The sequence below is a fragment of the Bacillus sp. AFS001701 genome (assembly GCF_002559405.1).
Taxonomy (GTDB): domain Bacteria; phylum Bacillota; class Bacilli; order Bacillales; family Bacillaceae_G; genus Gottfriedia.
On record NZ_NTZO01000063.1, the window covers coordinates 1 to 25,349 of the forward strand.

Consider the following 25,349-nt stretch of genomic DNA (forward strand, 5'->3'; position numbering starts at 1 on the left):
TTTTAATAATGAGTATTTTGACAAATATTCGAACTACCTTAAGCTTTCTTATCGACTTTCTTCTTCATACAACTTGTTAAATAGTTAAAAATCGACTTATAAAATCATTTATTTTTTGGCATTTATCAACTGTTTATGGATTTTGACATGTTTGTATAAAAATATTTGTTCTAAAATATCTTGCCGATATACTTAACGATTAAAGAATTTACCGAATTCTTCTATAGACATAATCAAGAAAAAGATATAAAAAAACACCATCTTTTAGCGAAAGTCGATGTTTTTAAAATTTATTTTTCCCCTCTAAAAACATAAAAACCACTCTCCTATTGGTTAATTCCAACAGATAAGTGGTTTAAATTAGTAAAATGATTCATGATTTAAATAATTACAAATTCTTGATAAAGGATTCACTTTAAAGAGCTGTTTCCTGAAAGAATATGTTCAATATTTATTTCAAAACAAGCTATAAAGCCTTATATTTTAAAAGGATTTATTATTTTGTTTGGTTATTCATAGCCTTCATCATTTGGTTAATTTTCTTTTGTGAAGGTTTTTGTCCCATTTGAGCCATCATTACTTTTAACATTTGTTCATTAATTGGTGGATTTTTCTTTAGGTAGTTCATTGTATATTGACGAGCTATGAAAAATCCAATCGCTACACCTGCAATTAATGCTAAGATGCCGACTAGAAAGTATACCCACATTTTATTGCTTCCTCCTTAAAATCATCTAGAAACAATTTTACTAAAACTAACCAGTTTATACAAGAGCAAACTGCAATTTAATCGTTTAAATATACTTTTGATAGGCGATAGGTCTTAGCCAGCCAAAGCGCTGATCCTTCACATCAATTGCAATGAATGTTGAACGAAATTTTCTTAATAGCTCAAAGAATATTGTTTCTGCCTCTAATGATCCTTCTGCATATAAAATTAGTTCGTGAGGATAAAGTTTTAGCTGTGCTTTTGCACCATCAACAAGTTCGAGAAGATACTCTCCAGTTTCCTCATAAAAGTAGATCTGTTGAGAATCAAATTTGCGAATAAATGTATGTAGCTCGAATAATGGTATTGGTTCTGTTATATATTCTAATTGTTTTTCGATTATTTTCCTTAGTTCAATAGTTGAGTAATAATACTCATATACTAGTTGATATATTTTATGCTCTTTCCCATAAAATTCTATAGACAGTGGTTCTCGAATTAAAAAAATTTTATATTCCCTCATATCTTGTCCACTCCCAACAACTATCTGTAAGGAAGATTATATAAAATTCCATTCAAAATATTTGTCATTTTTAAGGAGTGAAAATCAACTAGTTTTGTCGAAAAATCTTTAATAAAGTATTATATTGAAAAAAGGTTTAGGAAATAGGAAAAGAATTTAAAATCCTTTCCCTATTTTTCCTATCTTTACCTTTTATTGTAATACTTTTTTTGCTGCTGAAACGACATGATCAACAGTAAATCCGAATTTCTCCATTAATAAGTTACCTGGAGCAGATGCACCAAATGTATCGATTGAGATAACTTCTCCATCTAATCCTACATATTTATGCCAGCCGAATGAAGAACCCATTTCTACCGCTACTCGTTTCGTAACTTCTTTTGGTAATACTGATTGTTTATATTCGTCAGATTGCTTTTCAAATAAGTCCATTGAAGGCATCGAAACAACCGATGCAGAAATTCCTTCTGCGGCTAATTTTTCTTGTGCTCCAACTGCTAATTGTACTTCACTACCTGCAGCAATTAATACCACATCAATTTTATCTTGTTTCGCAGGAGAAAGAACGTAAGCACCTTTAGAAACTTTATTATAAATATCAGTAGTAGTCCCCTCTAAAGTTGGTAAATCTTGACGAGACAAGACTAACATTGTAGGTGCGTCTTTAGCTTCTACTGCCACTTTCCATGCTGCTGAGCTTTCATTTCCGTCAGCTGGACGAATTACATTCAGATTAGGCATTGATCTGAATGCTGCTAGTTGCTCAACTGGTTCATGTGTAGGTCCATCTTCACCAACTGCGATACTATCATGTGTAAATACATAAGTAACTGGTAAATTCATTAAAGCTGCTAAGCGAATTGCTGGTTTTAAGTAATCAGAGAAAACAAAGAATGTCGCGCCAAACGCATGCACTCCACCATGTAGAGCCATACCATTTAAGGCTGCACCCATTGCAAATTCACGTACACCGAACCAAATATTACGTCCATCGTAGCTTTCTCTCGTAAAGTCACCTTTACCATTCATATACGTTTTGTTAGATCCAGCTAAGTCAGCAGATCCACCAAAGAAACTAGGTAATACGTTTGCAATAGCGTTAATTGCTTCACCTGAAGATGAACGAGTCGCAATTTTTTTACCTACTTCATATTTAGGTAATGCTGTTTCTAAATCTACAGTAATATTACCTTCAATCGCATTCTTCAATTGAGCAGCTAATTCAGGATATTTTTCTTCGTATTTTGCAAATGTAGCATCCCATTCTGCTTCTTTCTTTGCACCAGCTTCAACGATTACTTTATTAAAATGTGCATACACTTCTTCTGGAACGTGGAATGCATTTTCATAACCCCAAGCATAGGCTTGTTTCGTTAAAACCGTTTCTTCTTTTCCTAATGGCTCACCGTGAGATTTTGATTTACCAGATTTATTCGGAGAACCGTAACCGATTGTTGTTTTTACTTCGATTAAAGTTGGTTTTGATAATTCTTCTTGAGCTTTTTGGATCGCTGCAGTAATTTCATCTAAGTTATTACCATCTTCTACTCGGATAACTTGCCATCCATAAGCTTTAAAGCGGTCTTCTACACTTTCAGAGAATGAACGATTTAATTCTCCGTCTAATGAAATATCATTTGAATCATAAAGAACTACTAAGCGCCCTAATTGTAAATGTCCTGCTAATGAAGCTGCCTCTGCAGAAACACCTTCCATTAAATCTCCATCACCACAAATTGAGTATGTAAAGTGGTCAACTACATTTAAATCCTCTTTATTATATGTACCTGCTAAATGACGCTCTGCTAAAGCCATCCCAACAGCCATCGCAATACCTTGTCCTAGTGGACCTGTTGTAGCTTCAACACCGTGTGTATGTCCAAATTCAGGATGTCCTGGTGTGTTGCTTCCCCATTGACGGAAGTTTTTAATATCTTCAATTGACACTTCGTAGCCTGATAAATGTAACATGCTATATAGTAACATTGAACCATGGCCTGCTGATAACACAAATCGGTCTCTGTTAAACCATTTTGAATTTTTGGGGTTATGATTCATAAATTTTGCAAATAATGCATATGCCATCGGTGCAGCACCCATTGGCATTCCTGGATGACCAGAATTAGATTTCTCGATTGCATCAATTGATAATGTACGAATCGTATTAATTGCTAATTGTTCAATATTATTAGACATAAATTTCGCTCCTTTAGCTTATTCATAGATATTATCATATAATTTACCATGATTTATTACAATAACTAACACTAAGTTTTGACATTTTTAACAAATTCTTACCAAGAAATAGAAAAAAGCAGAATATTCTTCTGCTTTTTCAGTTATTTTTAACAAAATACGAAATTTTATATTGTAAAATTTTTTTAATGTAAGTTTTTTTTACGCATTGCTTTTTCATATTTTAACTTTGCAGGTGTAATATCATTCCCTTTTTCGTCAACAATTTTAATTGAAGTTAATTCATCGACCATACGAGAACGGAAGTCTGCTAAATATTCTTTTCTTAATTGGTCTTGTTCAACTTTCTCTTCCGGACTTAAACCTACTTCTTTTGACTTTTTTGATAATTCATTTATTCTATCTAAAGTTTTTTTAGTAACCATTCGTAACCTCTCCTTTATTTGTATCTTATCTATTCATTGTTAGTTCCATCACTTTGATAATCAGACGATTAATTGTTCTTTCTTTGCGAGAAAGTCTGACGTCAAGCTGTTTTACCGCTGGTGTAAATAGCACCACGCTTAGCAGGCTATTCTACAAAAAAAGCGGTCGTTAGTCAGAGTCTGAAATTCTATTCAATGTATCTCATCTTACAATAAATTGCCTTAGCTTTCAATATTGGAGATTTCTTTCATCTGTTCATTATACCTTCTATTGACAGTTGCCTTTGACTGTTCTATCCAAATCCTTTTAAGGTAGCTGCAATTTCTTCATATGTAAGACCGTTTTGACGTAATCTTACAATTTGTGAAATCGGTAATTCCAACTTATCTCTACACCTGCGTTTAAACTACCTTCCAAGTTTTTTTGAGGCTTATACCCGTTTTCAACAGCCTTTTTCATACCTCTTTTTATTTTCACAGTTTAGCTATTTATAAAAAGTATTGTTAATAAACAAAACCCTTACTATATTTTTAGAAACAATCTATTAATTAATTTCAAATTCTCAATTGATTTATTGAATAAAGTCACTATTTAAAAATATATTTACTTGTTAATAAATAAAATAAGACCACTTTATTTTTATAGACAAACTTAAATATTATGAGTAAAGATTGTAAGGAAGAATGTACATTCTTTATAAGGGGACAAAGCCCCCTTGTAAGGATAGAACACCACAGACCGATAGTTCGAGGACCTAAAGGGATTTTAAAAGAGTTAATATTAAATAAAAATATTACAATGAACACAACAACTAAACTTAGCTCGCAAAATAACGCTCATATTCGTTAAAACTATACTCATACCATTCGATCGATTTGTCGGCCCTACAAAAGAGCTCTGACACTATAAAATAGTCAGAGCTTATCTAATTAATTCGTAGTATTTAATTCGTGTTTCTGTTTATTGGAATAAACGGTTATAAAGATAAATGATGCGACTAAGAAAATGAAAAGAATGACTCCCACGATTTCGAAATCTAGTTCTGCCCAAGGGTTAAAAAATGTAAATGCCAGATAGAAGGAAACCCCGTATGCCAAGACGACAATCACCCAACCCATTAGTCTTGACGCAGCTTGACCGATTTTGCTGGACTGGTTCACCATTTTATAGACAATCATCGAATCAATTGTATCTGTAATTATCATCCCAAACATAAAAACTAGCCCTAAAAATAAAGGGGTATATTCACTTACATTTCCTGCCGCCAAAGACCAGACGGCGGTTTGACTTACTGTCTCGGCAGCCAAGGCAAACAATGCCCCTACTAAAATAATAAGAAAAGGATTTGTAGTCCCCTTCGCAATTTTTGGAATAAACTTTCCTTTTAGTCCGCTAAGTTGAAACTCTTCTTGATTGTTTCTAGTCCGTAAAAGATTATATGTATTTAACGTTCCAATAAGGAATAAAGAAGAAATCGACACCCATGATGCAATATTATCAAAATAAGCTGGGAATGAAAAATTATCTATCACCATTCCTAAAATACCTGCTGTTAATGCTACCATTCCTCCGTGTCCCAATGAAAATAATGTCCCCACCCAACGTGCAAACGAACTGCCCATTCTCCAATTATAACGGGTTTGTCCATCAATAAAGGCAAGATGATCAGCATCCAACCCATGCCTAAGCCCCAATACAAAAACAAGTAAAAACAATGATACAGTTTCCATTAAAAAATTCCTCCCTATTTTAAACAGTTGCAACATAAAAACTCAATCCTAACTGACAGATTGAGGATTTTTTTAGGACGTGCAAATAGTCGACAAACTAGGGTGTCTGTAATTACCACCCCAAGTATTAAGATGATCCTTTAATACAAGCCTCTTGACTATACACGTTACCCCCTTTTTGAAATCAAACTTTGTGAATTATTCAAATTATTATCTATTCCTTGCTTTCATAATGAAATAAATTTATAGATAAACCCTTGTAAGCGAGTGACATTTCCCTAATTAAGAGTGAAACCACCAATTCACAGTTTGGAAGATTTCCATCTAGTAAAATACCCGCGACCGTTCCACTGTGGGCGACAACGATTCCGCCATTATAGCGATTGGCCAACTCATCTAATAGAGGAAAAACAGGTTTTGGCAATATTTTTTGATTCATCCGTGCACTGAGGGTTGCTGCCTCCCCAATATAAGTTATATTTTTTTCCTTAAACCCTTTTGTAGTCAGATCAAAAGCTTTAATAAATTGCTGTTGATCGTCCTGGCTGTACACTTTCGGAACTTCATTAAATTCTATTGTGTTGATCATACCCCCAAGATCGATACCAACGAGGATGAATGGGGGTAAGGTCCCAAGACTTGCAATCAGCTGACCGTGAATATATTCATAGACCACGACTTCCTCATACATTACCCCATCGGTAGGTTCCACTTTTGCGGCAATCATCGAGATCATTTCATTTGTGAGAGTAATACTATAGCTGTCAGCAATTGCTCTTAATGAAGCAACAATATCCGCCGAACTGCTAGCCATCCCCTTGCCGGCAGGGATATTGGAATGTATTTCGAGATACCCGCCTCCTCTTATTCCAAAAAGTTGGAGTAACGTTTCCCCCGCTTTCTTCGCTTTCATTTTGGAATTTACGACCCTTATCTGTGAAACGGCTGTGTCTGGAACAAATCTAGCCTCACTTCGTAAACTCCGTATGGGCAATGTGATTAAAAACGGACGCTCTTCCATTACACCTTGGACCAATTCTCCAAATGTGCCATTGCAGCTTCCTCTTCCTAGTTTCATTGTTCAGGCTCCTATCCCCCTACTTCATGCTTAGCTCCACTAATATCGAAAGTACCATAAATAACACGACACAAATAATGGATGTAGTTTTCATAACTGTTACTGTAAGTAAAATATCATCTGCTTTGATCTTCCTTAATGGTTCCCCCATCTTTGCCCGTTCAGAGACTTTACCGAAATAATAATTCGTTCCTCCAAGTTGTATCTGAAGCGCTCCTGCGATTGTCGCCTCTGGGTAACCGCTATTTGGACTTGGATGAAGTTTAGCATCGCGTTTCATCATTTTCCAAGCGCCTAGTACATCGAGACGTTTAATCGAACAAGCAAGCAGCATCATTCCAAACGTTAACCGGGCAGGCAAATAGTTTAATAGATCATCTAGTCGGGCCGAGGCCCAGCCTAGGTTTTTATATTTTTCATTCTTATATCCTACCATCGAATCTAACGTATTAACCGCTCGGTACAACATTGCAAGCGGGGCACCCCCGATAAGGGCAAAGCATAACGGTGATATAATGGCATCGACAATGTTTTCGGCTACGGTTTCCACTGCCCCCCTCGAAATTTCACTTTCCTCAAGGTTTTCTGTATCTCGTCCGACAATCATTCCCAGACTTTTTCTTGCGGCCCTTATATCCTGATTTTTCAAGTGTCGGAATACTTCCAACCCTGCATCAGCCAATCCTTTTGTCGCGATGGTCGTTGATATTAACCAGATTTCCGCAATGACAGCAAGAACGTGATTCAACTGATTGAGGCCGTAAAGTAGCAAAGCAACGATTAAATAGCTACCACCAGCAATCAAAATAGGAAATAAGAGTCCTACAAGTTTCAAATACTTTTCCTTTACGGTGAAAAAAAGAATCGCTTTTTCCAAACGACTAATAAACTTCCCAATGATGACCACAGGATGTAGTAGCTTTTTGGGGTCACCAATGATTCGATCAATAAGATAAGCAATAACAATATAAATGGCATGAACTAACATCGAATTCTAAAGTCCTCCTGATTCCTTACTGCTTCACATGTGGCCTCATAACAAGGCAGTTAATTAACAATCCGATTAATGGAAAATAAACAGGACTTTTTTTCCAATCGATTTTTGAAACCTCTATCTTCGGAACGGGAATGCTAGTGAGTAACATCAGGGTTGCTAGGTACGCATTCATTATTTTAGCCTAAGTGGCAGACCGGAAAAGACGATGTAAGCTTCATCTGCTTCGGCTGCTAATAATTGATTGATTTTTCCTAGAACATCCTGAAAAAAAGCCCCAACGGCGATAAGGCGACACCACCTAGACCTACCTCATTAGAAACGACAATCACATGCTGATGATATTCTTGTTTCACCTTAATCCAAAGTTCCACTTCCTCTATTAAACTAGTTTTCTTGTTTTCTTCCTTCAGTTCCTGATCTGTTAACCACTTGCAATGATTGGACAGCCACGAAGAAATACAATCAACTAAAATAACATCGTAGTCTTGATAGACCGTTTGAACGGAAGTGAGTTCGTTCGACTCTTCTAATATGCCCCATTTTTGTTGGACCCCGCTTCATATGGCTATCTATTCTTTTTTCCATTTCTTGATCGGTTTGAACTCCGAACGCAACATAAAGGACTCGGCCTTCATGACTGAATGCCAAGTATTTTCGCAAACACTCTTTCCGGAGCGAATTCCTCCAGTGACATTGATTAGGGGCATGATGGCTCTTTGCTTACTTCAATTAAGGCTTGAATCAAGCATTGATTTTCTTCTTCTGTTCGAATCGCAATCCGAAAATCTTGATCCGTTAGCCCTGGATACATGTTACAGGAACGTATTAAGATTCCTTTATGACCCATGCGCCACTGTAATTCAGTTGCCGTGATGCCAGATGTTATCCTAACTAACAGAAAATTCGCTTGTCCCGGAAAAACCTTCCACCCAAGCTTCTCTTCAATGGCTAGTTTCACATAGCTTCTTTGCTCCTGAATTAGGGTTATCGTTGCTTCCTCGTATACCTTTTCGTTTAGGACCACTTCTCCTGCCAATAGGGCCATTTGGTTGACACTCCAAGTTACTTGTTTCGCCTGTAGCTTTAATATCAGGGTTGGATCGGCCACCAAATACCCCAGCCGGAGACCAGGGATCGCATAGAATTTTGTCATCGAGCGAACCAGGATTACCTGTTTCCAACGTTGCAAATCCTCAAGCAGCGTGATTCGTGTTTTGATTGGAAGAAAATCAATAAATGCCTCGTCTATTATCAAATATGTATTTGTCTTCTTTGCCTGTTCTGCCATCTCGACAAGTTCTTCCTTCGAGTATGTGACACCAGTGGGATTGTTGGGATGTCCAACAAATACAAGATCGGTTTTCGCTATTAATTGAAGGAAATCCGATTGATCAGGCTTAAAATCATTTTCTTCCCTGCCAACCAATGGGTTGATGGTAGCACCAAAAGCTATAGCAAGCTGTTCGTATTCCGAGAAGCAAGGATATACGACTCCCACTGTTTCAGGTTGCAAGCCTAAAATCGCAAGGGCGATACACTCTGCTGCTCCATTTCCTATCAAAATCTGTTTTGGTGAAACGGAGTGTTTTTCCGCTATCTTTTGTTTGAGAACACGATGGGCGGGATCGGGATAATGGACAATCGAATCCAGTTGCTCCTGTATCAACTTAATTACACTAGAAGGTGGACCGAGTGGATTGATATTCGCACTGAAATCTAGCAGCTGCGACGAATCTTTACCAAACAATTGTTGGGCTGTCAGTAAATCGCCACCATGTCCAAATTTTTCAATATAGACCATTAAAACTCAATTCCCTTCACGGCAGGAATTCCTTCGTTATAATAATGCTTAACGGGCCTCATTTCGGTTACTAAATCCGCACAAGCGATGATTTCCTCTTTGGCTGATCGTCCGGTAATCAACAAATGCATCCCCTTAGGGCGCTGCTGAATCAACTCAATTACTTCTGTTAACGGAAGGAGATCGTCTATCAGGAATTTATCAATCGCAAGAGCATTATTTAGTTCATCTAAAATGACAACATCATAGCCGCCAAATTGGACCTTTTCTTTCGTAAAAGACCACGCGGTTTTTAGAGCTTCCCGATGTTCCTCTGGTGTTTTCGTCCACGTAAAGCCGATTCCTGTCTGCACGATTTCAATCCCTAATTTTTCAAACGTAATTTTTTCCCCGTACGTTCGTTCAGGCGATTTAATAAATTGAATCATGAGCACACGTTTTCCCCGGCCTGCGGCACGAACTGCGAGCCCAAGAGCTGCCGTCGTTTTTCCTTTTCCATCACCTGTATATACTAATGTAAGACCGCGCTTTGCTTTGTTTTCAGTTACCTCTTCCATCCGCTTCACTCCTCATTACAGCCAGACTGTCTTTTCTTCAAAGGATGTCCGAGCCGGTACCTTCGCCTTTTTTAATACTTCTGGATCGGGATAACCGATAAACAAATTTCCGATGATTTTCTTGTTTTCGGGTGAGCCAATAAACTCATACATTCGTTGGTCACGTACAAGTCCGACTCCCCTTGTCCGCCAGACCAGACCTAATCCCAATTCTTTAGCGGTAAGCCACATCGAATGGATTGCACAGCATACGGCATATTCATTATCGGCAGATGACTCTTCGTCGTCTGGAACGATGTCAGCGGTAACGACAATATGGACCGGTGTTGTTTTTAGTACCTTTAAGGAGCTTTCGATTAAATTTGGTTTGGTTGGAAAGCGTTCCAGTAGATATTCATGGGCCAACGCTTCATAGCGTTTTTTTGCTTCGCCTTTAATCACATAAAAGCTCCATGGTTCACGCAAACGGTCATTCGGTGCCCATGTCGCTGCTTCTAATAAGGTGTGAATCTTTTGGTCCTCGACCTCTCGAGCCGCATAATCACGGATCGCTCTACGGTTTTTGATTTCCGCTAAAATTGACATCTTAGATCCTCCCTATTCCAACTAATTGTTTTTCTTCTGCTTCTTGAAACCAGCGTATTTTCTCGCGAAGACCGACCACATCACCCACGAGAACAATCGCTGGATGAGTAATCCCGGCTTCTAGGACCCGGACTTCGATATCCTTTAAACTTCCGGTCACCGTTTTCTGCTTGGCCGTGGTCCCCCATTGGATAATGGCGGCTTTCGTATTGGGACTTTTTCCGTTCTCTATTAATCGCGAAACAATATAAGGTAAATTCCCAATTCCCATATAAAAGGCAATCGTATCGATTCCTTGAGCGAGAGCTGACCAATTTAATTGGTCCCCATCCTTTTCCTCACGGCTGTGGCCAGTGACAATCGCGAAGGTGGATGCATAATCGCGGTGGGTCACTGGAATTCCGGCATAAGCAGGCGCTGCAATACCAGCTGTAATACCGGGTACTATTTCATAGTGAATCCCATGTTCTACAAGAATTTCCGCTTCTTCACCGACACGGCCGAAAATGCAAGGATCACCTCCTTTTAATCTTGTGACAGTCTTGCCCTGACTGGCTTTTTCAATTAACAGCTGGTGAATTTGATCTTGAATGATCTGATGTTTCCCCGGCTGTTTTCCACAAAATATCAACTCTGCCTCCGCCTTTGCATACTTCAACAGTTCCTCATTTACTAAGCGGTCATATAAAATCACATCCGCCTGTTGGATACACTCCATCCCGTAAACCGTAATCAGCTTAGGGTCTCCTGGTCCAGCACCAACAAGATACACTTTTCCATTTGTCATCTTCTCGCTCCTTCCTAAATTATTCATTTGAAATTCCAGCCGATGCAAAGGTGGCCATTTCTTTCAGCATTAGGGTCGCTGATTGTAAGATTGGAAAGGCCACTGTTGCCCCACTTCCTTCTCCTAGCCGCAAATCTAAATCAAGTAGTGGCTTCTTGCCTAATAACTGCAGAGCAATTTCATGTCCAGGCTCGACGGAACGATGGCCGACAATCATATACTCCGCTGCTGTCTCACAGATTTCCCTTGCCAAAAGAGCTGCAATCGTGCAAATAAACCCATCTACCAATATTGGAATCCGGTTTTGAGCGGCACAGAGCATTGCACCTGTCATTCCGGCTATTTCCAAACCGCCAATTTTTGCTAAGATATCGAAGGGATCCTTCCGGTCAGGGTTTCTTTCCTTTAGTGCCCTTGTGATGACCTCTTGTTTATGACGAATTTTTTCTTGTGCAATCCCTGTACCTCGGCCGACGAGTACATCGATTTCCTGCCCACTTAAAACCGCTGCAATCGCACTGCTTGACGTCGTATTACCGATCCCCATTTCACCAACAATTAGGCATTTGATTCCCTGCTGAATCATCTGTTCCGCGCGTTCATAGCCAACGGCGATGGCTTGTTCGGCCTCTGCTCTTGTTAATGCATCCTGTTGGCAAAAATTGTTGGTTCCATAGCGAATTTTTCGATTCACAAACCCGTCGGCTTCAATATCTGCTGCCACACCGATATCGACGACTTCAAACATGGCTCCGATTTGCCGGCTAAAAACATTGATGGCCGCACCGCTGTTTAAAAAGTTTTTGACCATTTGCACGGTAACTTCCTGCGGGAAAGCGGACACCCCTTCTTCGACTACACCATGATCAGCGGCAAAAACTATTACACCGGGTGGTGACACGACCGGGAATGCTTCAGATGCTATTTCCGACAGATGAATGGCTAATTCCTCTAATCTTCCCAAACTGCCTGGAGGTTTAGTTAACGTATCGATATACTCACGAACTTGCCTTCCCATTTCTCTGTCAAGAGGCTGGATTCCTGTTATTACGCTATTCATTGGGTGATCTCCTTTTTTTGATAATCCTTCATTAATTGTTCAATGACATCCAGTTTAACGTGTCCCCTTACATGTTCTGCCAGCCGGTCAAATGCTTCTTCCCGCAATTGGTTAAAAGATGGGCGCATGTGGATGGGCTCCAATCCCTTTTTACGGCGGAGCTGATTGAGTAATTCCTCACGAAATTCATCATTATGGAATATCCCATGAAAATAAGTGCCAATGATGGTTTCGTCTGAGGAATGACAACCATCCCATTTTTCATTTGTAAAAATAAGACCTTGGGACGCTCCTGTCGCCACGGTTTCACCCATATGAATCTCGTAACCTGTCACATGAAAGTTTTTTCCGAAAAGATGCAACTTCCCATTTGATAGGATCGTCGTCTTTTCTTTCGTAATGGTAGTTCCAATTGGCAGTAACTGAAGACCTTCGATTTCTTTATGGAGAGACTCGATCGCCAACGGATCCTCAATTTTATCACCGAGCATTTGATAGCCGCCGCAGATCCCAAAAAGAACCGAGTGTTTCTTTTTAAGTAATTCTGCTATTTTTTGAGCGATGCCGCTCTTTCGTAAAAACAGCAAATCTTCAATTGTATTCTTGCTGCCTGGGAGAATGACTATATCTGGATGGTGTAATTGATCCGCTCTCGTTATAAAACGGACATGACAATCCGGCTCAGCAAAAAACGGGTCGACATCTGTGAAATTGGAGATTTTCGGATACTGAATCACTGCGATATCCAATTCTTTTTCAGTATTTTGAGTAGATGTATATTGATTTAAAATCACGGAATCCTCGGCATCAATATTTAGATTCTCCAAGTAAGGAATCACGCCGAGAATGGGTTTTCCTGTATACTCCTCAAACCACGTTAATCCAGATTCTAGCAGGCGGAGATCGCCGCGGAATTTATTGATAATTACACCAATTACACGATCGCGGTCCTCTGGTTCCATCAACTGAAGAGTTCCTACTAAACTAGCAAACACTCCGCCTTTCTCGATATCCCCAATTAAAATCACAGGGGCATCCGCCATTTTGGCGACACGCATATTAACCATTTCCCGGTCATTCAGATTAATCTCAGCCGGACTACCCGCCCCTTCAATGACAATTCGTTCATAATTTTGGGACAAGGTAGACAGTGATTGTTGAATAAGTTCCATACCCGTTTGAAAGAAATCCTGGCGGTACCTTCCTGCTTCCATATTTTTAAATGGTTTACCATGGACGACAATTTGGGATTGGTTATCCCGGTTCGGCTTTAGTAGGATTGGGTTCATATCGGTGGTTGCCTGAATACATGCGGCTTCGGCCTGAACTCCCTGTGCTCTGCCGATTTCTTTTCCATCCACTGTGATATAGGAATTTAACGCCATATTTTGTGATTTAAACGGAACCGTTTTATATCCGTCCTGGACGAAAATCCGGCAAAAGGCGGTCACGACAACACTTTTGCCGACATCCGAATTGGTACCTTGAAACATAATTGGAAGAGCTTTAGTCATTTTGTTTAAACTCCTTACATTTCTTCACCCAATTTTCCACCAGCTCAGGGCATGAACCAAAATGAAAATGGGTATAACCTGCAATTAAATTACCTTTCCGATAGCCCTCCTGCTTAAACCCACGCATTCCTTTCGTTTGGTAGGCCGATTCAAAAACCGTTCTCGGATGAAAGGTGGAGTAGTGAAATTCATGGCCTCTTGCACTTAGGTTTCCCGCTAACAAGAAATTTTCTTCTTCTGCAGTGATTTCCCGGTATCCCAAAGCAGCTAGTTTTGTCTGCATTTTCACCTTCCCAGGAATTATCCCGACCATTTTGTAACTCGTTTCATCGGTTGTTTCCAACGATTCAGTTAAGTACATAAACCCGCCGCATTCCGCCAAGGTTGGCAGTCCTTTTTCAATGGCCGATCGAATCGAGTTGTTTACCTCTGTCTGTTTTGTCAGCTCCTCCACAAATTCCTCTGGGAAACCGCCACCGATATACAAGCCATCGACTTGTTCCGGCAGGCATTCACCTTTTAAAGGAGAGAACTCGATTAGCTCGGCTCCAGCGGCTGCTAACATGTCGAGATTTTCCTGATAGTAAAAATTAAAAGCGGCATCTCGAGCGACTGCAATTTTTACAATTGCCTGCTCCGTTCTTTCAAACTGTGATTCTTTTATGTTTAAACGGGGGGCTTGTGCCAAGTCATATATAGAATCTACATCAACTGTTTCAAGGACTAAATCACCTAGTTGCTCAAAAAATGGATCCAATTCTCCCCGTTCAACGGATGGTATCAACCCTAAATGCCTTTCCGGAATCGAGAGTTCCTCGTTTCTTTTCAAATAGCCAAGGATGGGAATACCGCATTCTTGCTCAATGGCGGTTTGAACGATTTTAAAATGCCCTTCGCTACCCACCCGATTGGCAATCACACCGACAATATTGGCTTCCCTCAGAAACGTTTGAAATCCCTTCACTATGGCAGCCGCACTACGGGCCATGCTGGCACAATTCACGACCAAAATGACCGGACTTTCGGTGACGAGACTGATTTCGGCAGTTGATCCTGTATTATTTAGAGGATTTTTTCCATCAAAGAATCCCATTACTCCCTCGATGACGGAAATATCCGCCCCATTACTAGCACGGTTGACAATTTCTTTAACCATCTCGTGGTTAAGCATCCAGCTGTCAATATTTCTTGACGTTCTCCCCGTGACGGCCGTATGATAAGTCGGGTCGATATAATCTGGACCGCATTTAAAGCCCTGGACGGTGTAGCCCTTTTTCCTTAAAGCAGACATTAGCCCTATTGTCAGCGTCGTTTTTCCGACACCGCTGCCTGTCCCTGCAATCACAAGTCTACGAGTTGACATCCTATTTCCCTCCTCTCTCAATAGGGAATCACCGCTACTGATATGGTGACATTACCTGATTTCTTCTTCATTAACGTTAGATGTTCCGCTGCGCTGTACAATAAAGCAGCCGGCTCACTGACGCCGTATGCACCTGTAAATTTAAAGACCGTTTCAGAAGGATTCTGAAGTTTAATGGAATTCAATTCAGCTGGTGTGTAATAAATAAACTCCCAGTGGTTTTTATTCACCACTTCGAGCAGTCCCGCTTCATCCTTTTTTAAATCAATTGTGCAAACCGCTTTGACACTTTTTTTTGAAAACCCTAATTCCTCAAGTGTTTCGTCGATTATTGCTTCGATTTCCGCTGCAGTGGTCCCACGGTTGCAGCCCAATCCAAGGACGATCACCTTTGGTCGATATAAAACACCATTATGTAAAATCTCCATTTCGTCTTCAGATAAATTCCGATGGGTTACTACTAAGGCAGCATCTGGCTTTGCGGCCAGCGCTTCTTGGATCGATGAATACGGCTGAATATTTCCTGGTAGGGGCCGGTCATATGGCCACCAGTCTTTTTCGCCTGACTCCTGAACCACGGCAATTTTTTCTTCGTTCACAACTGAAGCGCTAACGGGCGTCAGCTTATCAGCCGAGTCCCAGATCCAGCCAAATCGTTTTCCGAACAAATCAACCGCAATCGTTTCCTGTACATCTGAAGCTGTGGTAATAATGGGACGGGCCTGTAGAGTGGCCGCCACTTCTTTCGTTAGTTCATTGGCACCGCCGATATGGCCTGACAGCACGCTGATCACATTTTCGCCCTTATCGTCGATAACGACAACCGCAGGATCTGTTTTCTTATCCTTTAAAATAGGTGCAATCATTCGTACCACGGCTCCAAGGGAAATGATGATGATCAGCCCCTTATAGGCCTCGAAAAGAGAGGGCAGAAGAAGGCGAACGCTTCCGGTAAATATCTGGATGTCCTTGTTCTTCTCATCTCCTCTTTCAAACTTCGCCATATAGTACACATCGGCATTTTGAAACGAATGTCCCAGATTGCGGGCCAGTTCGACCCCATGCTTTGTAATGGCGACAACCGCATAGTCCCCCTTCTGCTGGATGACCGCCCTTTGCGCTTCTTTTAGCTCGATCATTACGATTCCACCCCCCTGCGGAATCCGTGTGTAAACGTTTTGTCATACAGCTTGGAACGATAATCTTGTTCGTGGATGTTTTCATCTAGTGCCCATCCGGCTAAAATCATTGCCTGTTTACGAATCCCATTTACCCGCATATCCTCGTCCAAGTGTTCCAGTGTGGTCCGGACAATTTTTTGATCCGGCCACGACGCTTTATAAACAACTGCAACAGGGGTATCCTTGCTCCAGCCAGCCCCGGTCAATTCCTTGACAAGTTTCTTCGTTAAGGTCGCACTTAAGAAAAGCGAAATCGTGCAATGATGTTTTGCTAAATCCGCCAGCTTTTCAAATTCTGGCACAGGGGTCCTGCCCTCGGCTCTAGTCAGGATCACTGTTTGCGTTAAATCAGGAATCGTCAGCTCAGCTTGAGCGGCCGCAGCGGCAGCAAATACAGAGCTCACACCTGGAACAATCTCTATTTCGATTCCTTTCTTCTTTAACAAGACGATTTGTTCCATAATCGCCCCATAGACAGCCGGATCGCCCGTGTGGACACGAACGACCTTTTTCCCTTGCAGGATTCGGTCGGCCATGACGTCAACCATTTCTTCTAAGTGCATCCCGGCGGTTTTCATTATTTCGGCGGAAGGTTTTGCTTTAGCAATTAAGTCTTCGTTCACAAGAGAATCCGCGTATAGAATGACATCTGCCTCCTGAAGATGCTGAAGACCTTTTACCGTAATTAAATCAGGATCGCCCGGTCCGGCACCAATGATATAAAGCTTCATTTTCTCACCACCATTAGTGTTAAATATTCAAGCTCCGCTCCTTCAAGCTCATCTGCCCTCCAAATAATTTCTTCATTAGATGTTACCTTTGTGACGACAGAAGCCTTGTCAAGCAAATCTAAATCACGTAATACTTCTAGCATTAAATCAATCACTTTTGCTACTTTTATAAAAATGACACAATCATTGTCTTGAATGACTTTTTTCATAGTTTCGTAGTCATCCCGTGCTGGAACAATCGCCACATGTTCATCCCCATCTGCCAATGGAATTCCAAGCCTAGAAGCCGCCCCATTGATGGACGAAATCCCCGGAACAACTTCAATCGGAACTTGCGGATACTTCTCCTGCATCAAACGCATCATATGAATAAACGTACTATATAAAAGAGGGTCCCCTTCAGTTACAAAAGCGACATCCTTTCCCTCCTGCAGCTTCGCCCATACATTTTCCACGGTTTCCGTCCATTTTCTTTCCAATGTGGCTGGATCCTTTGTCATCGGAAAGACAAGTCCCAGCATTTCTTTTTCATTCGGCTGAAAATAGACATCAATGATTCGATGGGCATAACTTTTGCTGCCCTTTTGTTTTTTTGGATAGGCAATCACTGGTGATTCCTTTAATTTACGAAACGCCTTAACGGTAATGAGCTCTGGATCCCCTGGGCCAACTCCAAGGCCGTATAATGTACCTAACATGTTTACTCCCCTTCCTTGCGCCATGCTTCTATTATGTAAATCGGATTTAATGCATCAAATCTTGTCAGATTCAAAATGGGCTTACTTCTGGATATTTGAGCAAGAGTAATGTTCGTCTCATAGCCCCGCTCTTTAAACAAAAGCATCGCTTCTGAAAGATTTTCAATCGTGACAGCATTTAAGACAATGCGCCCACACGCTTTCAAGCGGCTACAGCAAATATCCAAAATGTCTTCCATCCCGCCTGCCGTCCCGCCAATAAAAACCGCATCCGGATCCGGGAAGGTTTCTAATCCCTCTGGTGCTTTTCCATGGACGAGTGTTGCATCCACACGGAACTTTGCTAAATTTTGCTTACAGTTTTCTAGGTCGCCTTCGTTCTTTTCGATAGCAAACACTTGTCCTTCCCTGGCGATTTTCACTGCCTCAATCGCAACAGAACCTGTGCATGTCCCAATATCCCAAACCGTGCTATCTTCTTTTAACCTTAGGGCACTAATGCTTAGTGTGCGAATTTCCTTTTTTGTAATTAAGCCCTTATCTGGTTTACGCTGTAAAAATTCCGAATCGTCAATGCCAATCGGCCAATGTGGGCTTTCCCCCTTTTTCTTAAGAATTACTACATTTAGCGGTGAAAACTCCTCATCTTTCATTTCATCAAGGGTAAACCAGCGGCATCGTTCCTGATCACTGCCAAGGTTCTCTCCCACAAACGCCTCATATTCAGTCATTCCAAAGGAAAGCAAGTACTGAGCGATATTATTTGGGGAATTTTCTGTGTCTGTTAAGATTGCGATTGTTTTTTTCCCATCGACTCGCTGTGCCAGCCCTTTTATACTCCTACCGTGAACACTAGTAAAATAAGCATCCTGCCATCTTTCTTTCATTCTGGCAAAAGCAAGCTGGATTGAACTTATATATGGATAAATATCCAAATCGATTTTAGAAGATAAATAGCTTCCAATTCCATAGAACAACGGGTCTCCGGAAGCTAGAATCACTACGTTTCTCGTCTCCGATTGCAACCGTTCCACTAGAGAATTAAGCCCGCCTTCAATCGCCATTTTTTCGCCTGCGAATTCAGGAAAAAAAGAAAGCTGTCTCTTTCCTCCTATTAATAGTTCACTTTCATTAATCCACTTTTCGTACATCGGGAGCAGACTGACTTTCCCTTCGTCCCCAATGCCGATCATTTTAATTGATGTCACTCTTTCGCACCGCCTTTCCTAACAATTGCCCCTTCATGGTATATAGGGTGGTATCTATGTCGATCCCGCCATTAACTTCCTTTAACGCAGTGAGGCAGCAAAGGTCGCTAAGCATTTCGAAAAATGATAGATGGCCCTGTGCTGTCATCAAATCACCAACCTGTGATGCCGTATTGGCAGTTCGAATTTCCTCGACCAGGGTAGCATCAGCACCGGTACGGCTTGCCACCTCAGCTAAAAAATCAAAATCTATCGGGGCACTTTTCGAGTGGACCATCATGATCCCCATTGCCACTTTTGAGAATTTCCCCATCATGCCGACCATCGAAACTCTCTTTACCCCTTGCTTCTTGCATTGTTTAAGGGTAAACCCGACAAAGTCACCCATTTCAATAAAAGCTTCCTCAGACAGCTCGGGGAATTGCTTCATGGCATTTTTCTCGCTCCGCCCACCTGTTGTAATGACAACGTGCTCGCAGCCACTGGCCTGAGCAACACTAATAGCCTGGATGATACTGGCCTTATAAGCGGCTGTGGAAAAAGGAACGACAATCCCGCGGGTTCCGAGAATAGAAATCCCACCAATTATTCCTAAGCGTCCATTGAGTGTTTTTTTGGCGATTTCTTCACCGGCTGGTACGGAAATGACGATTTTAATGCCTCTTGTAATCCCGAATTCTTTTAATATCCCTTCTGCCGTCTCTCGAATCATCTTGCGGGGAACGGGGTTAATCGCGGCCTCTCCGACAGGAACGGGCAAGCCGTCCTTTGTGACGCGGCCAACCCCAATTCCCCCATCAAGCACGATGCCTGGTTCATCGAGCCATGACACAGTGGAAACAATCAAAGCCCCGTGGGTGGCATCTGGGTCATCCCCCGCGTCTTTAATCGTACTAGCGGTAGCCGATTGGTCCGTTACATCACAGCTTTCGATCTGGAAGGTTGCAAACCGCTTGACGGGCAAGTAAATCGTTGATTCTGTTTGTGGTTCACTCGTAATTAATGCCGTCAGCGCTGCTTTGGTGGTTGCTGTTGCGCAGGCCCCAGTCGTATATCCTTCACGCAGCTTTCCTTTTGGTACTTCCTGCATGGGTTATCCCCGTTCAGCCATAATGGAAATGGCATTTAATGCAGCAACTGTCACGGTACTGCCACCTTTCCTGCCAATATTGGTGATGAATGGGATATCGAGCTTAGCTAGTTCTTCTTTTGACTCAGCAGCAGAAACAAACCCAACAGGCAATCCAATGACAAGACCTGGTTTTGCTTCTCCTTCTTTAATCAGGCGGATAAGTTCGAGTAAGGCGGTTGGGGCATTCCCAATGGCAAAAATACCGCCATCTGCTTCTTTGATTGCCTTCCGCATCGAAATAATCGCCCTTGTTGTATTCAGCCGTTTGGCTTCCTGGATGACATCTGGGTCGGAAATATAGACTTTAATTTCTCCTCCGAATTTTTGAATTCGTGCTTTATTTGCCCCGCTTTGAATCATTTGAACATCTGCAATTACCATTTTCCCGCTCCGAATCGCCCGAATACCGGACTGAATAGCGTCAGGATGGAAGAGGACGCTTTGCCCAAGTTCAAAATCAGCGGATGCATGTATAATACGTTGGACAACTGGATACTGTTCCTCAGTAAAAGGGTGCTCCCCAATTTCTTCATTAATCATTTCAAAACTTCTACCTTCAATCTGTTCCGGTTGGACGGTTAACGGTTTAAATTCGGTACGAAAATCCATTTCTCTCACTCCTGTATTAAAATGATGTTCTGTTGAGACGATTGGTGTGGAACCAATCTTTTTATGTAATTCTGCGATGACATCGATAAAATTAGAATAGACGGTGCCATAATTCAGTTTCGGGCGACCAATAAGAATAACCTCAATCCCCAGTTCCTTGGCGGCTTCCACCTTTTCATCGACCGATCCGACTTTCCCGCTCTCTTTAGTCACCATTAAGGACACGCCATATTGCTTATATAGAGCTTTGTCGAACTCTTTTGAAAATGGGCCCTGAATCGCAATAATATTTTTCTGTGGCAGTCCTAGCTGCTCACATTTTTCCATATTATCCACACGAGGCAGCATCCTGGCGATCAAGCGAATGTCCGGGTTACCTAATAGTTTTTCTGTGAAAATTTGAAGCGTCTTGCTGCCTGTCGTCAGCATCACCACGCCTTTATTGGTCAATGCAAGCTCCGCAGCTTCCTCGTAGCTTTCGACGACTTTCATTTTGTCATATTGGAATTTTTGTGACTCCCGTTCATACCGAACATAGGGGATTCCCGCCGTTTCGGCCGCCTTGATTGCGTTTTTGGAAGCTTCCTCCGCAAATGGGTGACTGGCGTCGACAACCGCTAGAATCCCTTTTGTGTCAATCAACTCCACCATGTCTGCATCCGTTAATCTTCCAACTTGAACACAAATACCTGACTCCCTTAATTCAACTGCTGCATTTTCTGTGACAACTGAGGCCAGGAGATTGAACCCCTCCTTTTTTATTTCCAAAGCAAGGGCTCTTGCATCACTTGTTCCGGCTAACACGAAGATCATCCTCTATCTCCAGCCTTTTGCACCGCATGTTCGTGATCATGGTGATGGTCATGACCGTGATGATGATCGTGATCATGATCATGATGGTGGTGATGATCGATATGTTCCATCACATTAAGACGGTATTGGCAAGTATCGCAGTTCATCTTCACCTCATCACGTAGGGCTTCTTCCACCCGATCGATTAAAATCGTCTGTAATTTTGGATGATAACCAAAATAGTCAGCCAACTGAATTTCAACCGCGGAATATTGATTTTGAATAGGAACCATCATATCTTCTAAGCGTTTAATCAGGATGCCGGTGAATAAAAAGTAAGGCAGGATTACCACTTTTTTTGCTCCAAGCTTAATACAGCGCTCTATCCCTTCGTTCACTAAGGGATTAGTCACCCCCATAAAAGCAGGTTCAACGATTTTATAGTTTGTTTTTTCCCATAGTAATCTAGCAATTTTATATAAATCACTATTCGCATCGGGATCGCTTCCGCCTCGTCCTAACAAAAGGACAGCCGTATCGTCTTCGATGGATTCTACATTCTCGCCAATTTCCATTAATCTAGTTTTTAGAATTTCAAATGTTTCCTCATGAACACCAATTGGCCTGCCATAAGTAAATTGAACAAGTGGATATTTATTCTTTGCCTCATCAATAGCTGCTGGAATATGAATTTTGGAGTGTCCTGCCTGTAAGAGCATGATCGGTATCACGACAATATGGTCGGCCCCTTTCTCCACACATAGATCGATGCCTTGATTCACTGTTGGTCGTTCAAATTCTAAAAAACACGTCTCGACCAGAAAAGAACCTTCCCAAGTCTTTCTCATCTCACGGATGAACTCACGAACCTGCTGATTTCCCTCTTGATCTTTACTTCCATGCCCTACAAATAAAATTGCTCTCAAAATATTTCCTCCCCTTTGTTTGTAAATTCCTAGCCCCAATTACCGCAAGGCTTCTCTCCTTTATTCCCCGCAAGCAGCCGCTTCGATTTTAAGGTTTGGTGTGATATCCTGGTACACAAAACCTTGAACCTCTTTGACTCGTTTAAAAAATTTATAGAAACGTTCATTTGGATAGGCCTTTTGTTGGTACTCTTGAACAATCCCCTCTATGACCCCGACAATTTTGTCCGGTGCGATTCCTTCAGCTACGATTTGGCCAGGATGTGCGGTTCTTCCAGCTGTCTTGGCTCCTAAAAATAAATCAAACGCTCCCTTACGATAGACAATGCCAATATCTTCTTTTACGGCTCCATAACAGGCCATGCCGCAGCCATTCACACCAAGTTTCAATTCTTTTGGGAGTTCCATGCCGCCAAGCTTTTCTTGAAGCTCATCGGCATAAGGGATGGAATCCTTCTTTTCTCCGTCACAAAAATCACAAGCTTTTACGGTTAATACGTCGCCAACAGGAGCAATCAAAAAGTTGGCTGCCGTTAGTTTTTCAATAATCTCATCAGGCTTAGAGGTTAAAATTTGCAGCTTCATAAAATGGTCTTGTGTGTATTCCATAACTCCTTCTTCTCCGACAATTTCGGCAAGAATGACCATCTGAAGTGCGGTAAATTTTTTATTGGCGACACCAGGGCTGACAGCTACCTCAAAAATAGATTGAAAGTCTTGCTTCACAATTAAATCTTGGGTTCGTCCATAGGGCTCACCAAGGATCATTTGCAAGGCTTCCTCAGCCAACTCTCTTGGTGACTCTTTCACTGAAGTTGAGGTGACTAGTTTCTTGTTTACCGGCGTTACATCTTCCATTTGCTCTAGTGCCCATGGTTCAGCTTCCTTTTGCAGACGCTGATGCGGTTTCAACGGCTGAATTGCCTGATTTAATGTATACTTCCGCTGATAACCGCGCGGCGTGATTATCAATCCATCGTAGAAAAATGTTGAAGAGTTGCCAATTAAAACGGTGGTTAACATGCCAATTTCATGTTCTAACATCTCATGTAAATTGGTTAAGACGATCTTTTGACTATCACGGAATGCACTCTTTACCAATCCTACGGGAGTGTCTGGCGAGCGATATTTTAATAGAATTTTTTGTGCTTCCATGATCTGCCGTGTTCTTCTCCCGCTTTTTGGATTGTATAGGGCAATTACAAAATCAGCTTGAGCGGCTGCTTCGATTCGTTTCTCGATTAAGTTCCAAGGTGTTAAATGGTCACTTAAACTAATCGTACAGGCATCATGCATGACCGGCGCGCCTAATAAAGCAGCACAGGAGTTGATGGCAGAAATGCCAGGGACCACCTCCACTTTTACCCCTGAGTCTTTTTTCCAGCCTTTTTCAATTAGCACTTCGTAAACAAGTCCTGCCATTCCATATACACCGGCATCACCACTCGAAATGACAGCTACCGTGTAACCGAGCTCAGCTTGTTTTACAGCCTCCTGGGCACGGCTTACTTCTTCTGTCATTCCTGTGCTGATGATTTGCTTTCCAGCTATTAATCCCTTGATTAAATCAACGTAGGTTTTGTAGCCGATGATGATATCACTTTCTTGGATGGCTTCCTTTGCCCGTCCGGTAATATGTTTTTCATCACCAGGGCCAAAACCTATAACCAATAATTTACCTTTCACTCTATTACGCCACCTTCCACAATTTCAAACTAGTTTCCAGTTACTATCCGCTTTTAAATCTTTTCTTTAACCGCTTTTTGTACTCCTTCGATGCATTCCGACTCTTCTGGATGTATGAATCCAGCTTCGGAATATTGATAGATCGAATGCTCTTGAAGGCAATGACCTTCCGCCAGATGACGCTTTACAATCGTAGTTCCCACTTCTGGGGTTACGTTTTTATACCAAGTCCCTGACGGATAGACGATGGCAACGGGAGCATCCTTACATCTCCCATTACATCTCGTTCTTGTTGTATGTATGATTGAATCTAAGCTTAAATTGGTGATTTCATTCCGGATCGCTTGTGTCGCTTCCTCCCCACCCTTTCTCATACAGCTGCTGCCGTTACAAATTAAAACATGGTGTTTCGTCCCTTGTAAATTCCAAGTAGTCATTATCACACACTCCTTTTCGTTTTTTTCAAAAAAAAAGCACCCCTATGGACATAGGGGTGCAGAATAATATACATACAAAAAAATAGCGATGTAAGTTCAGCACTTCTACCTATGTTCCCGTAGGTTGATTAAAGCTATTAGGTATAGGCAGGTCTCCTGACTTAGGTTCATCATTCTATTGCGTCTTCCCGAATTCCTTCAGTGACATCTGCAATGAACTCCCCCTTACAGTGGCGGGTACCGTGACGGATTTAAACCGTACTTCCCTTTTAAGCACTAATTTTCAAAGTGCACCAATCCTAATCTATTCAATTTTTAAAAAGACTTGTTTCTTCTTAGAGACATACTATAAGCATTAAAAATATGATTTAGAATCATTAAAAAGAAAAAAATCCGTTCAACAAGTTGAACGGATAAAACGTCAGCACAAAGAAAGTTAATAAATTCCTTTTTGTCCAAACGTTTCATCTTCTCAACCCCCGAAGAAATCGAAACTTTAAAAGCTAAGACAGGTCTCCTGACTTGTGTATCTTCCTACTTTAGACCCTTCCCGTAACGTCTATATAAACGTTTCAGTGGTTTGTCTATTTCGTCCACACTTACAGTTGCGGGGACAGTTCTGG

General features: G+C 41.4%; 24 protein-coding genes, 3 pseudogenes and 2 riboswitches. All 27 genes and pseudogenes read right to left on the reverse strand.

Annotation, left to right across the window (positions count from 1 at the left end):
• Positions 1-496: 496 nt before the first annotated feature.
• Positions 497-709, reverse strand: a complete 213-nt coding sequence (locus tag CN514_RS05450; RefSeq protein WP_056476721.1) for a YneF family protein — start codon at positions 707-709, stop codon at positions 497-499.
• 85 nt (positions 710-794) lie between these two features.
• Complete coding sequence (gene sirA, locus CN514_RS05455) at positions 795-1,232, reverse strand: sporulation inhibitor of replication protein SirA (protein ID WP_098231727.1); 438 nt, start codon at positions 1,230-1,232, stop codon at positions 795-797.
• 192 nt (positions 1,233-1,424) lie between these two features.
• A complete protein-coding gene (gene tkt / locus CN514_RS05460; protein WP_098231728.1) occupies positions 1,425-3,428 on the reverse strand; it encodes a transketolase in 2,004 nt (667 codons plus the stop codon).
• 185 nt (positions 3,429-3,613) lie between these two features.
• On the reverse strand, positions 3,614-3,853 hold the full coding sequence (locus CN514_RS05465) for a DUF896 domain-containing protein (RefSeq protein WP_098231729.1): 240 nt from the start codon (positions 3,851-3,853) through the stop codon (positions 3,614-3,616).
• A gap of 222 nt (positions 3,854-4,075) precedes the next feature.
• Positions 4,076-4,331: pseudogene (locus tag CN514_RS26380) on the reverse strand (YneB family resolvase-like protein); the annotation flags it as partial.
• 452 nt (positions 4,332-4,783) lie between these two features.
• Entirely contained in the window at positions 4,784-5,584 is an 801-nt protein-coding gene (locus CN514_RS05470) for a HoxN/HupN/NixA family nickel/cobalt transporter (protein WP_098231730.1), read from the reverse strand.
• Positions 5,585-5,798: 214 nt separating this feature from the next.
• Positions 5,799-6,662 (reverse strand): GHMP family kinase ATP-binding protein, encoded by an 864-nt coding sequence (locus CN514_RS05475; RefSeq protein WP_098231731.1) that lies wholly within the window; start codon positions 6,660-6,662, stop codon positions 5,799-5,801.
• A 19-nt stretch (positions 6,663-6,681) separates the two neighbouring features.
• On the reverse strand, positions 6,682-7,650 hold the full coding sequence (gene cbiB, locus CN514_RS05480) for an adenosylcobinamide-phosphate synthase CbiB (RefSeq protein WP_098231732.1): 969 nt from the start codon (positions 7,648-7,650) through the stop codon (positions 6,682-6,684).
• A gap of 180 nt (positions 7,651-7,830) precedes the next feature.
• Positions 7,831-8,192 (reverse strand): annotated as a pseudogene (locus CN514_RS26775) (bifunctional adenosylcobinamide kinase/adenosylcobinamide-phosphate guanylyltransferase).
• Positions 8,193-8,356: 164 nt separating this feature from the next.
• Positions 8,357-9,460, reverse strand: coding sequence for a threonine-phosphate decarboxylase CobD (gene cobD / locus CN514_RS05495; RefSeq protein WP_098231734.1), 1,104 nt, complete (start codon positions 9,458-9,460; stop codon positions 8,357-8,359).
• Entirely contained in the window at positions 9,460-10,017 is a 558-nt protein-coding gene (cobO, locus tag CN514_RS05500; RefSeq protein WP_098231735.1) for a cob(I)yrinic acid a,c-diamide adenosyltransferase, read from the reverse strand. Before cobO ends, cobD begins: the two co-directional genes overlap by 1 nt.
• Positions 10,018-10,032: 15 nt before the next feature.
• Positions 10,033-10,602, reverse strand: coding sequence for a nitroreductase family protein (locus CN514_RS05505; protein WP_098231736.1), 570 nt, complete (start codon positions 10,600-10,602; stop codon positions 10,033-10,035).
• 1 nt (position 10,603) lies between these two features.
• Entirely contained in the window at positions 10,604-11,389 is a 786-nt protein-coding gene (gene cobA / locus CN514_RS05510) for a uroporphyrinogen-III C-methyltransferase (RefSeq protein ID WP_098231737.1), read from the reverse strand.
• A gap of 19 nt (positions 11,390-11,408) precedes the next feature.
• Entirely contained in the window at positions 11,409-12,449 is a 1,041-nt protein-coding gene (gene cobT, locus CN514_RS05515; RefSeq protein ID WP_098231738.1) for a nicotinate-nucleotide--dimethylbenzimidazole phosphoribosyltransferase, read from the reverse strand.
• Positions 12,446-13,963 carry a cobyric acid synthase gene (locus CN514_RS05520; RefSeq protein WP_098231739.1) on the reverse strand — a complete coding sequence of 506 codons (1,518 nt, stop codon included), beginning with the start codon at positions 13,961-13,963 and terminating at the stop codon, positions 12,446-12,448. The genes cobT and CN514_RS05520 overlap by 4 nt, the downstream gene beginning before the upstream one ends.
• Positions 13,956-15,326 carry a cobyrinic acid a,c-diamide synthase CobB gene (locus CN514_RS05525; RefSeq protein ID WP_098231740.1) on the reverse strand — a complete coding sequence of 457 codons (1,371 nt, stop codon included), beginning with the start codon at positions 15,324-15,326 and terminating at the stop codon, positions 13,956-13,958. Before CN514_RS05525 ends, CN514_RS05520 begins: the two co-directional genes overlap by 8 nt.
• A gap of 17 nt (positions 15,327-15,343) precedes the next feature.
• Complete coding sequence (locus CN514_RS05530; protein WP_098231741.1) at positions 15,344-16,465, reverse strand: cobalt-precorrin 5A hydrolase; 1,122 nt, start codon at positions 16,463-16,465, stop codon at positions 15,344-15,346.
• Complete coding sequence (gene cobM / locus CN514_RS05535; protein WP_098231742.1) at positions 16,465-17,238, reverse strand: precorrin-4 C(11)-methyltransferase; 774 nt, start codon at positions 17,236-17,238, stop codon at positions 16,465-16,467. The genes CN514_RS05530 and cobM overlap by 1 nt, the downstream gene beginning before the upstream one ends.
• Positions 17,235-17,936 (reverse strand): precorrin-2 C(20)-methyltransferase, encoded by a 702-nt coding sequence (gene cobI / locus CN514_RS05540; RefSeq protein WP_098231743.1) that lies wholly within the window; start codon positions 17,934-17,936, stop codon positions 17,235-17,237. The genes cobM and cobI overlap by 4 nt, the downstream gene beginning before the upstream one ends.
• 2 nt (positions 17,937-17,938) lie before the next feature.
• Positions 17,939-19,129 carry a precorrin-6y C5,15-methyltransferase (decarboxylating) subunit CbiE gene (gene cbiE, locus CN514_RS05545; protein WP_098231749.1) on the reverse strand — a complete coding sequence of 397 codons (1,191 nt, stop codon included), beginning with the start codon at positions 19,127-19,129 and terminating at the stop codon, positions 17,939-17,941.
• A gap of 1 nt (position 19,130) precedes the next feature.
• Complete coding sequence (locus tag CN514_RS05550; RefSeq protein WP_098231744.1) at positions 19,131-20,234, reverse strand: cobalt-precorrin-5B (C(1))-methyltransferase; 1,104 nt, start codon at positions 20,232-20,234, stop codon at positions 19,131-19,133.
• Positions 20,235-20,237: 3 nt separating this feature from the next.
• A complete protein-coding gene (locus tag CN514_RS05555) occupies positions 20,238-20,885 on the reverse strand; it encodes a precorrin-8X methylmutase (protein ID WP_098231750.1) in 648 nt (215 codons plus the stop codon).
• A gap of 51 nt (positions 20,886-20,936) precedes the next feature.
• Positions 20,937-21,698: pseudogene (gene cobK / locus CN514_RS05560) on the reverse strand (precorrin-6A reductase); the annotation flags it as partial.
• Positions 21,695-22,603, reverse strand: coding sequence for a sirohydrochlorin chelatase (locus CN514_RS05565; RefSeq protein ID WP_098231745.1), 909 nt, complete (start codon positions 22,601-22,603; stop codon positions 21,695-21,697). The pseudogene cobK and the gene CN514_RS05565, both read right to left, overlap by 4 nt.
• Positions 22,604-22,663: 60 nt before the next feature.
• On the reverse strand, positions 22,664-24,289 hold the full coding sequence (gene cobJ, locus CN514_RS05570; protein WP_098231746.1) for a precorrin-3B C(17)-methyltransferase: 1,626 nt from the start codon (positions 24,287-24,289) through the stop codon (positions 22,664-22,666).
• A 53-nt stretch (positions 24,290-24,342) separates the two neighbouring features.
• Positions 24,343-24,726 (reverse strand): (2Fe-2S) ferredoxin domain-containing protein, encoded by a 384-nt coding sequence (locus CN514_RS05575; RefSeq protein WP_098231747.1) that lies wholly within the window; start codon positions 24,724-24,726, stop codon positions 24,343-24,345.
• A gap of 129 nt (positions 24,727-24,855) precedes the next feature.
• Positions 24,856-25,039, reverse strand: a riboswitch (cobalamin riboswitch).
• Positions 25,040-25,041: 2 nt separating this feature from the next.
• A complete protein-coding gene (locus tag CN514_RS25545) occupies positions 25,042-25,194 on the reverse strand; it encodes a hypothetical protein (RefSeq protein ID WP_176525806.1) in 153 nt (50 codons plus the stop codon).
• 22 nt (positions 25,195-25,216) lie between these two features.
• A riboswitch (cobalamin riboswitch) is annotated at positions 25,217-25,349 on the reverse strand. This riboswitch is flagged as partial in the annotation.

Excerpts from the sequence above, each read along its gene's own strand:
- CN514_RS05525 (WP_098231740.1), bottom strand. The coding sequence starts at position 15,326 with ATGTCAACTCGTAGACTTGTGATTGCAGGGACAGGCAGCGGTGTCGGA.
- CN514_RS05550 (WP_098231744.1), bottom strand. The coding sequence starts at position 20,234 with ATGCAGGAAGTACCAAAAGGAAAGCTGCGTGAAGGATATACGACTGGG.
- CN514_RS05520 (WP_098231739.1), bottom strand. The coding sequence starts at position 13,963 with ATGACTAAAGCTCTTCCAATTATGTTTCAAGGTACCAATTCGGATGTC.
- cobI (WP_098231743.1), bottom strand. The coding sequence starts at position 17,936 with ATGTTAGGTACATTATACGGCCTTGGAGTTGGCCCAGGGGATCCAGAG.
- cobM (WP_098231742.1), bottom strand. The coding sequence starts at position 17,238 with ATGAAGCTTTATATCATTGGTGCCGGACCGGGCGATCCTGATTTAATT.
- CN514_RS05575 (WP_098231747.1), bottom strand. The coding sequence starts at position 24,726 with ATGACTACTTGGAATTTACAAGGGACGAAACACCATGTTTTAATTTGT.
- CN514_RS05470 (WP_098231730.1), bottom strand. The coding sequence starts at position 5,584 with ATGGAAACTGTATCATTGTTTTTACTTGTTTTTGTATTGGGGCTTAGG.
- CN514_RS05475 (WP_098231731.1), bottom strand. The coding sequence starts at position 6,662 with ATGAAACTAGGAAGAGGAAGCTGCAATGGCACATTTGGAGAATTGGTC.
- cbiB (WP_098231732.1), bottom strand. The coding sequence starts at position 7,650 with ATGTTAGTTCATGCCATTTATATTGTTATTGCTTATCTTATTGATCGA.
- CN514_RS05450 (WP_056476721.1), bottom strand. The coding sequence starts at position 709 with ATGTGGGTATACTTTCTAGTCGGCATCTTAGCATTAATTGCAGGTGTA.
- CN514_RS05530 (WP_098231741.1), bottom strand. The coding sequence starts at position 16,465 with ATGATCGAGCTAAAAGAAGCGCAAAGGGCGGTCATCCAGCAGAAGGGG.
- cobT (WP_098231738.1), bottom strand. The coding sequence starts at position 12,449 with ATGAATAGCGTAATAACAGGAATCCAGCCTCTTGACAGAGAAATGGGA.
- CN514_RS05505 (WP_098231736.1), bottom strand. The coding sequence starts at position 10,602 with ATGTCAATTTTAGCGGAAATCAAAAACCGTAGAGCGATCCGTGATTAT.
- CN514_RS05555 (WP_098231750.1), bottom strand. The coding sequence starts at position 20,885 with ATGGATTTTCGTACCGAATTTAAACCGTTAACCGTCCAACCGGAACAG.
- cobA (WP_098231737.1), bottom strand. The coding sequence starts at position 11,389 with ATGACAAATGGAAAAGTGTATCTTGTTGGTGCTGGACCAGGAGACCCT.
- sirA (WP_098231727.1), bottom strand. The coding sequence starts at position 1,232 with ATGAGGGAATATAAAATTTTTTTAATTCGAGAACCACTGTCTATAGAA.
- tkt (WP_098231728.1), bottom strand. The coding sequence starts at position 3,428 with ATGTCTAATAATATTGAACAATTAGCAATTAATACGATTCGTACATTA.
- cobO (WP_098231735.1), bottom strand. The coding sequence starts at position 10,017 with ATGGAAGAGGTAACTGAAAACAAAGCAAAGCGCGGTCTTACATTAGTA.
- cobD (WP_098231734.1), bottom strand. The coding sequence starts at position 9,460 with ATGGTCTATATTGAAAAATTTGGACATGGTGGCGATTTACTGACAGCC.
- cbiE (WP_098231749.1), bottom strand. The coding sequence starts at position 19,129 with ATGATCGGCATTGGGGACGAAGGGAAAGTCAGTCTGCTCCCGATGTAC.
- CN514_RS05465 (WP_098231729.1), bottom strand. The coding sequence starts at position 3,853 with ATGGTTACTAAAAAAACTTTAGATAGAATAAATGAATTATCAAAAAAG.
- CN514_RS25545 (WP_176525806.1), bottom strand. The coding sequence starts at position 25,194 with ATGAAACGTTTGGACAAAAAGGAATTTATTAACTTTCTTTGTGCTGAC.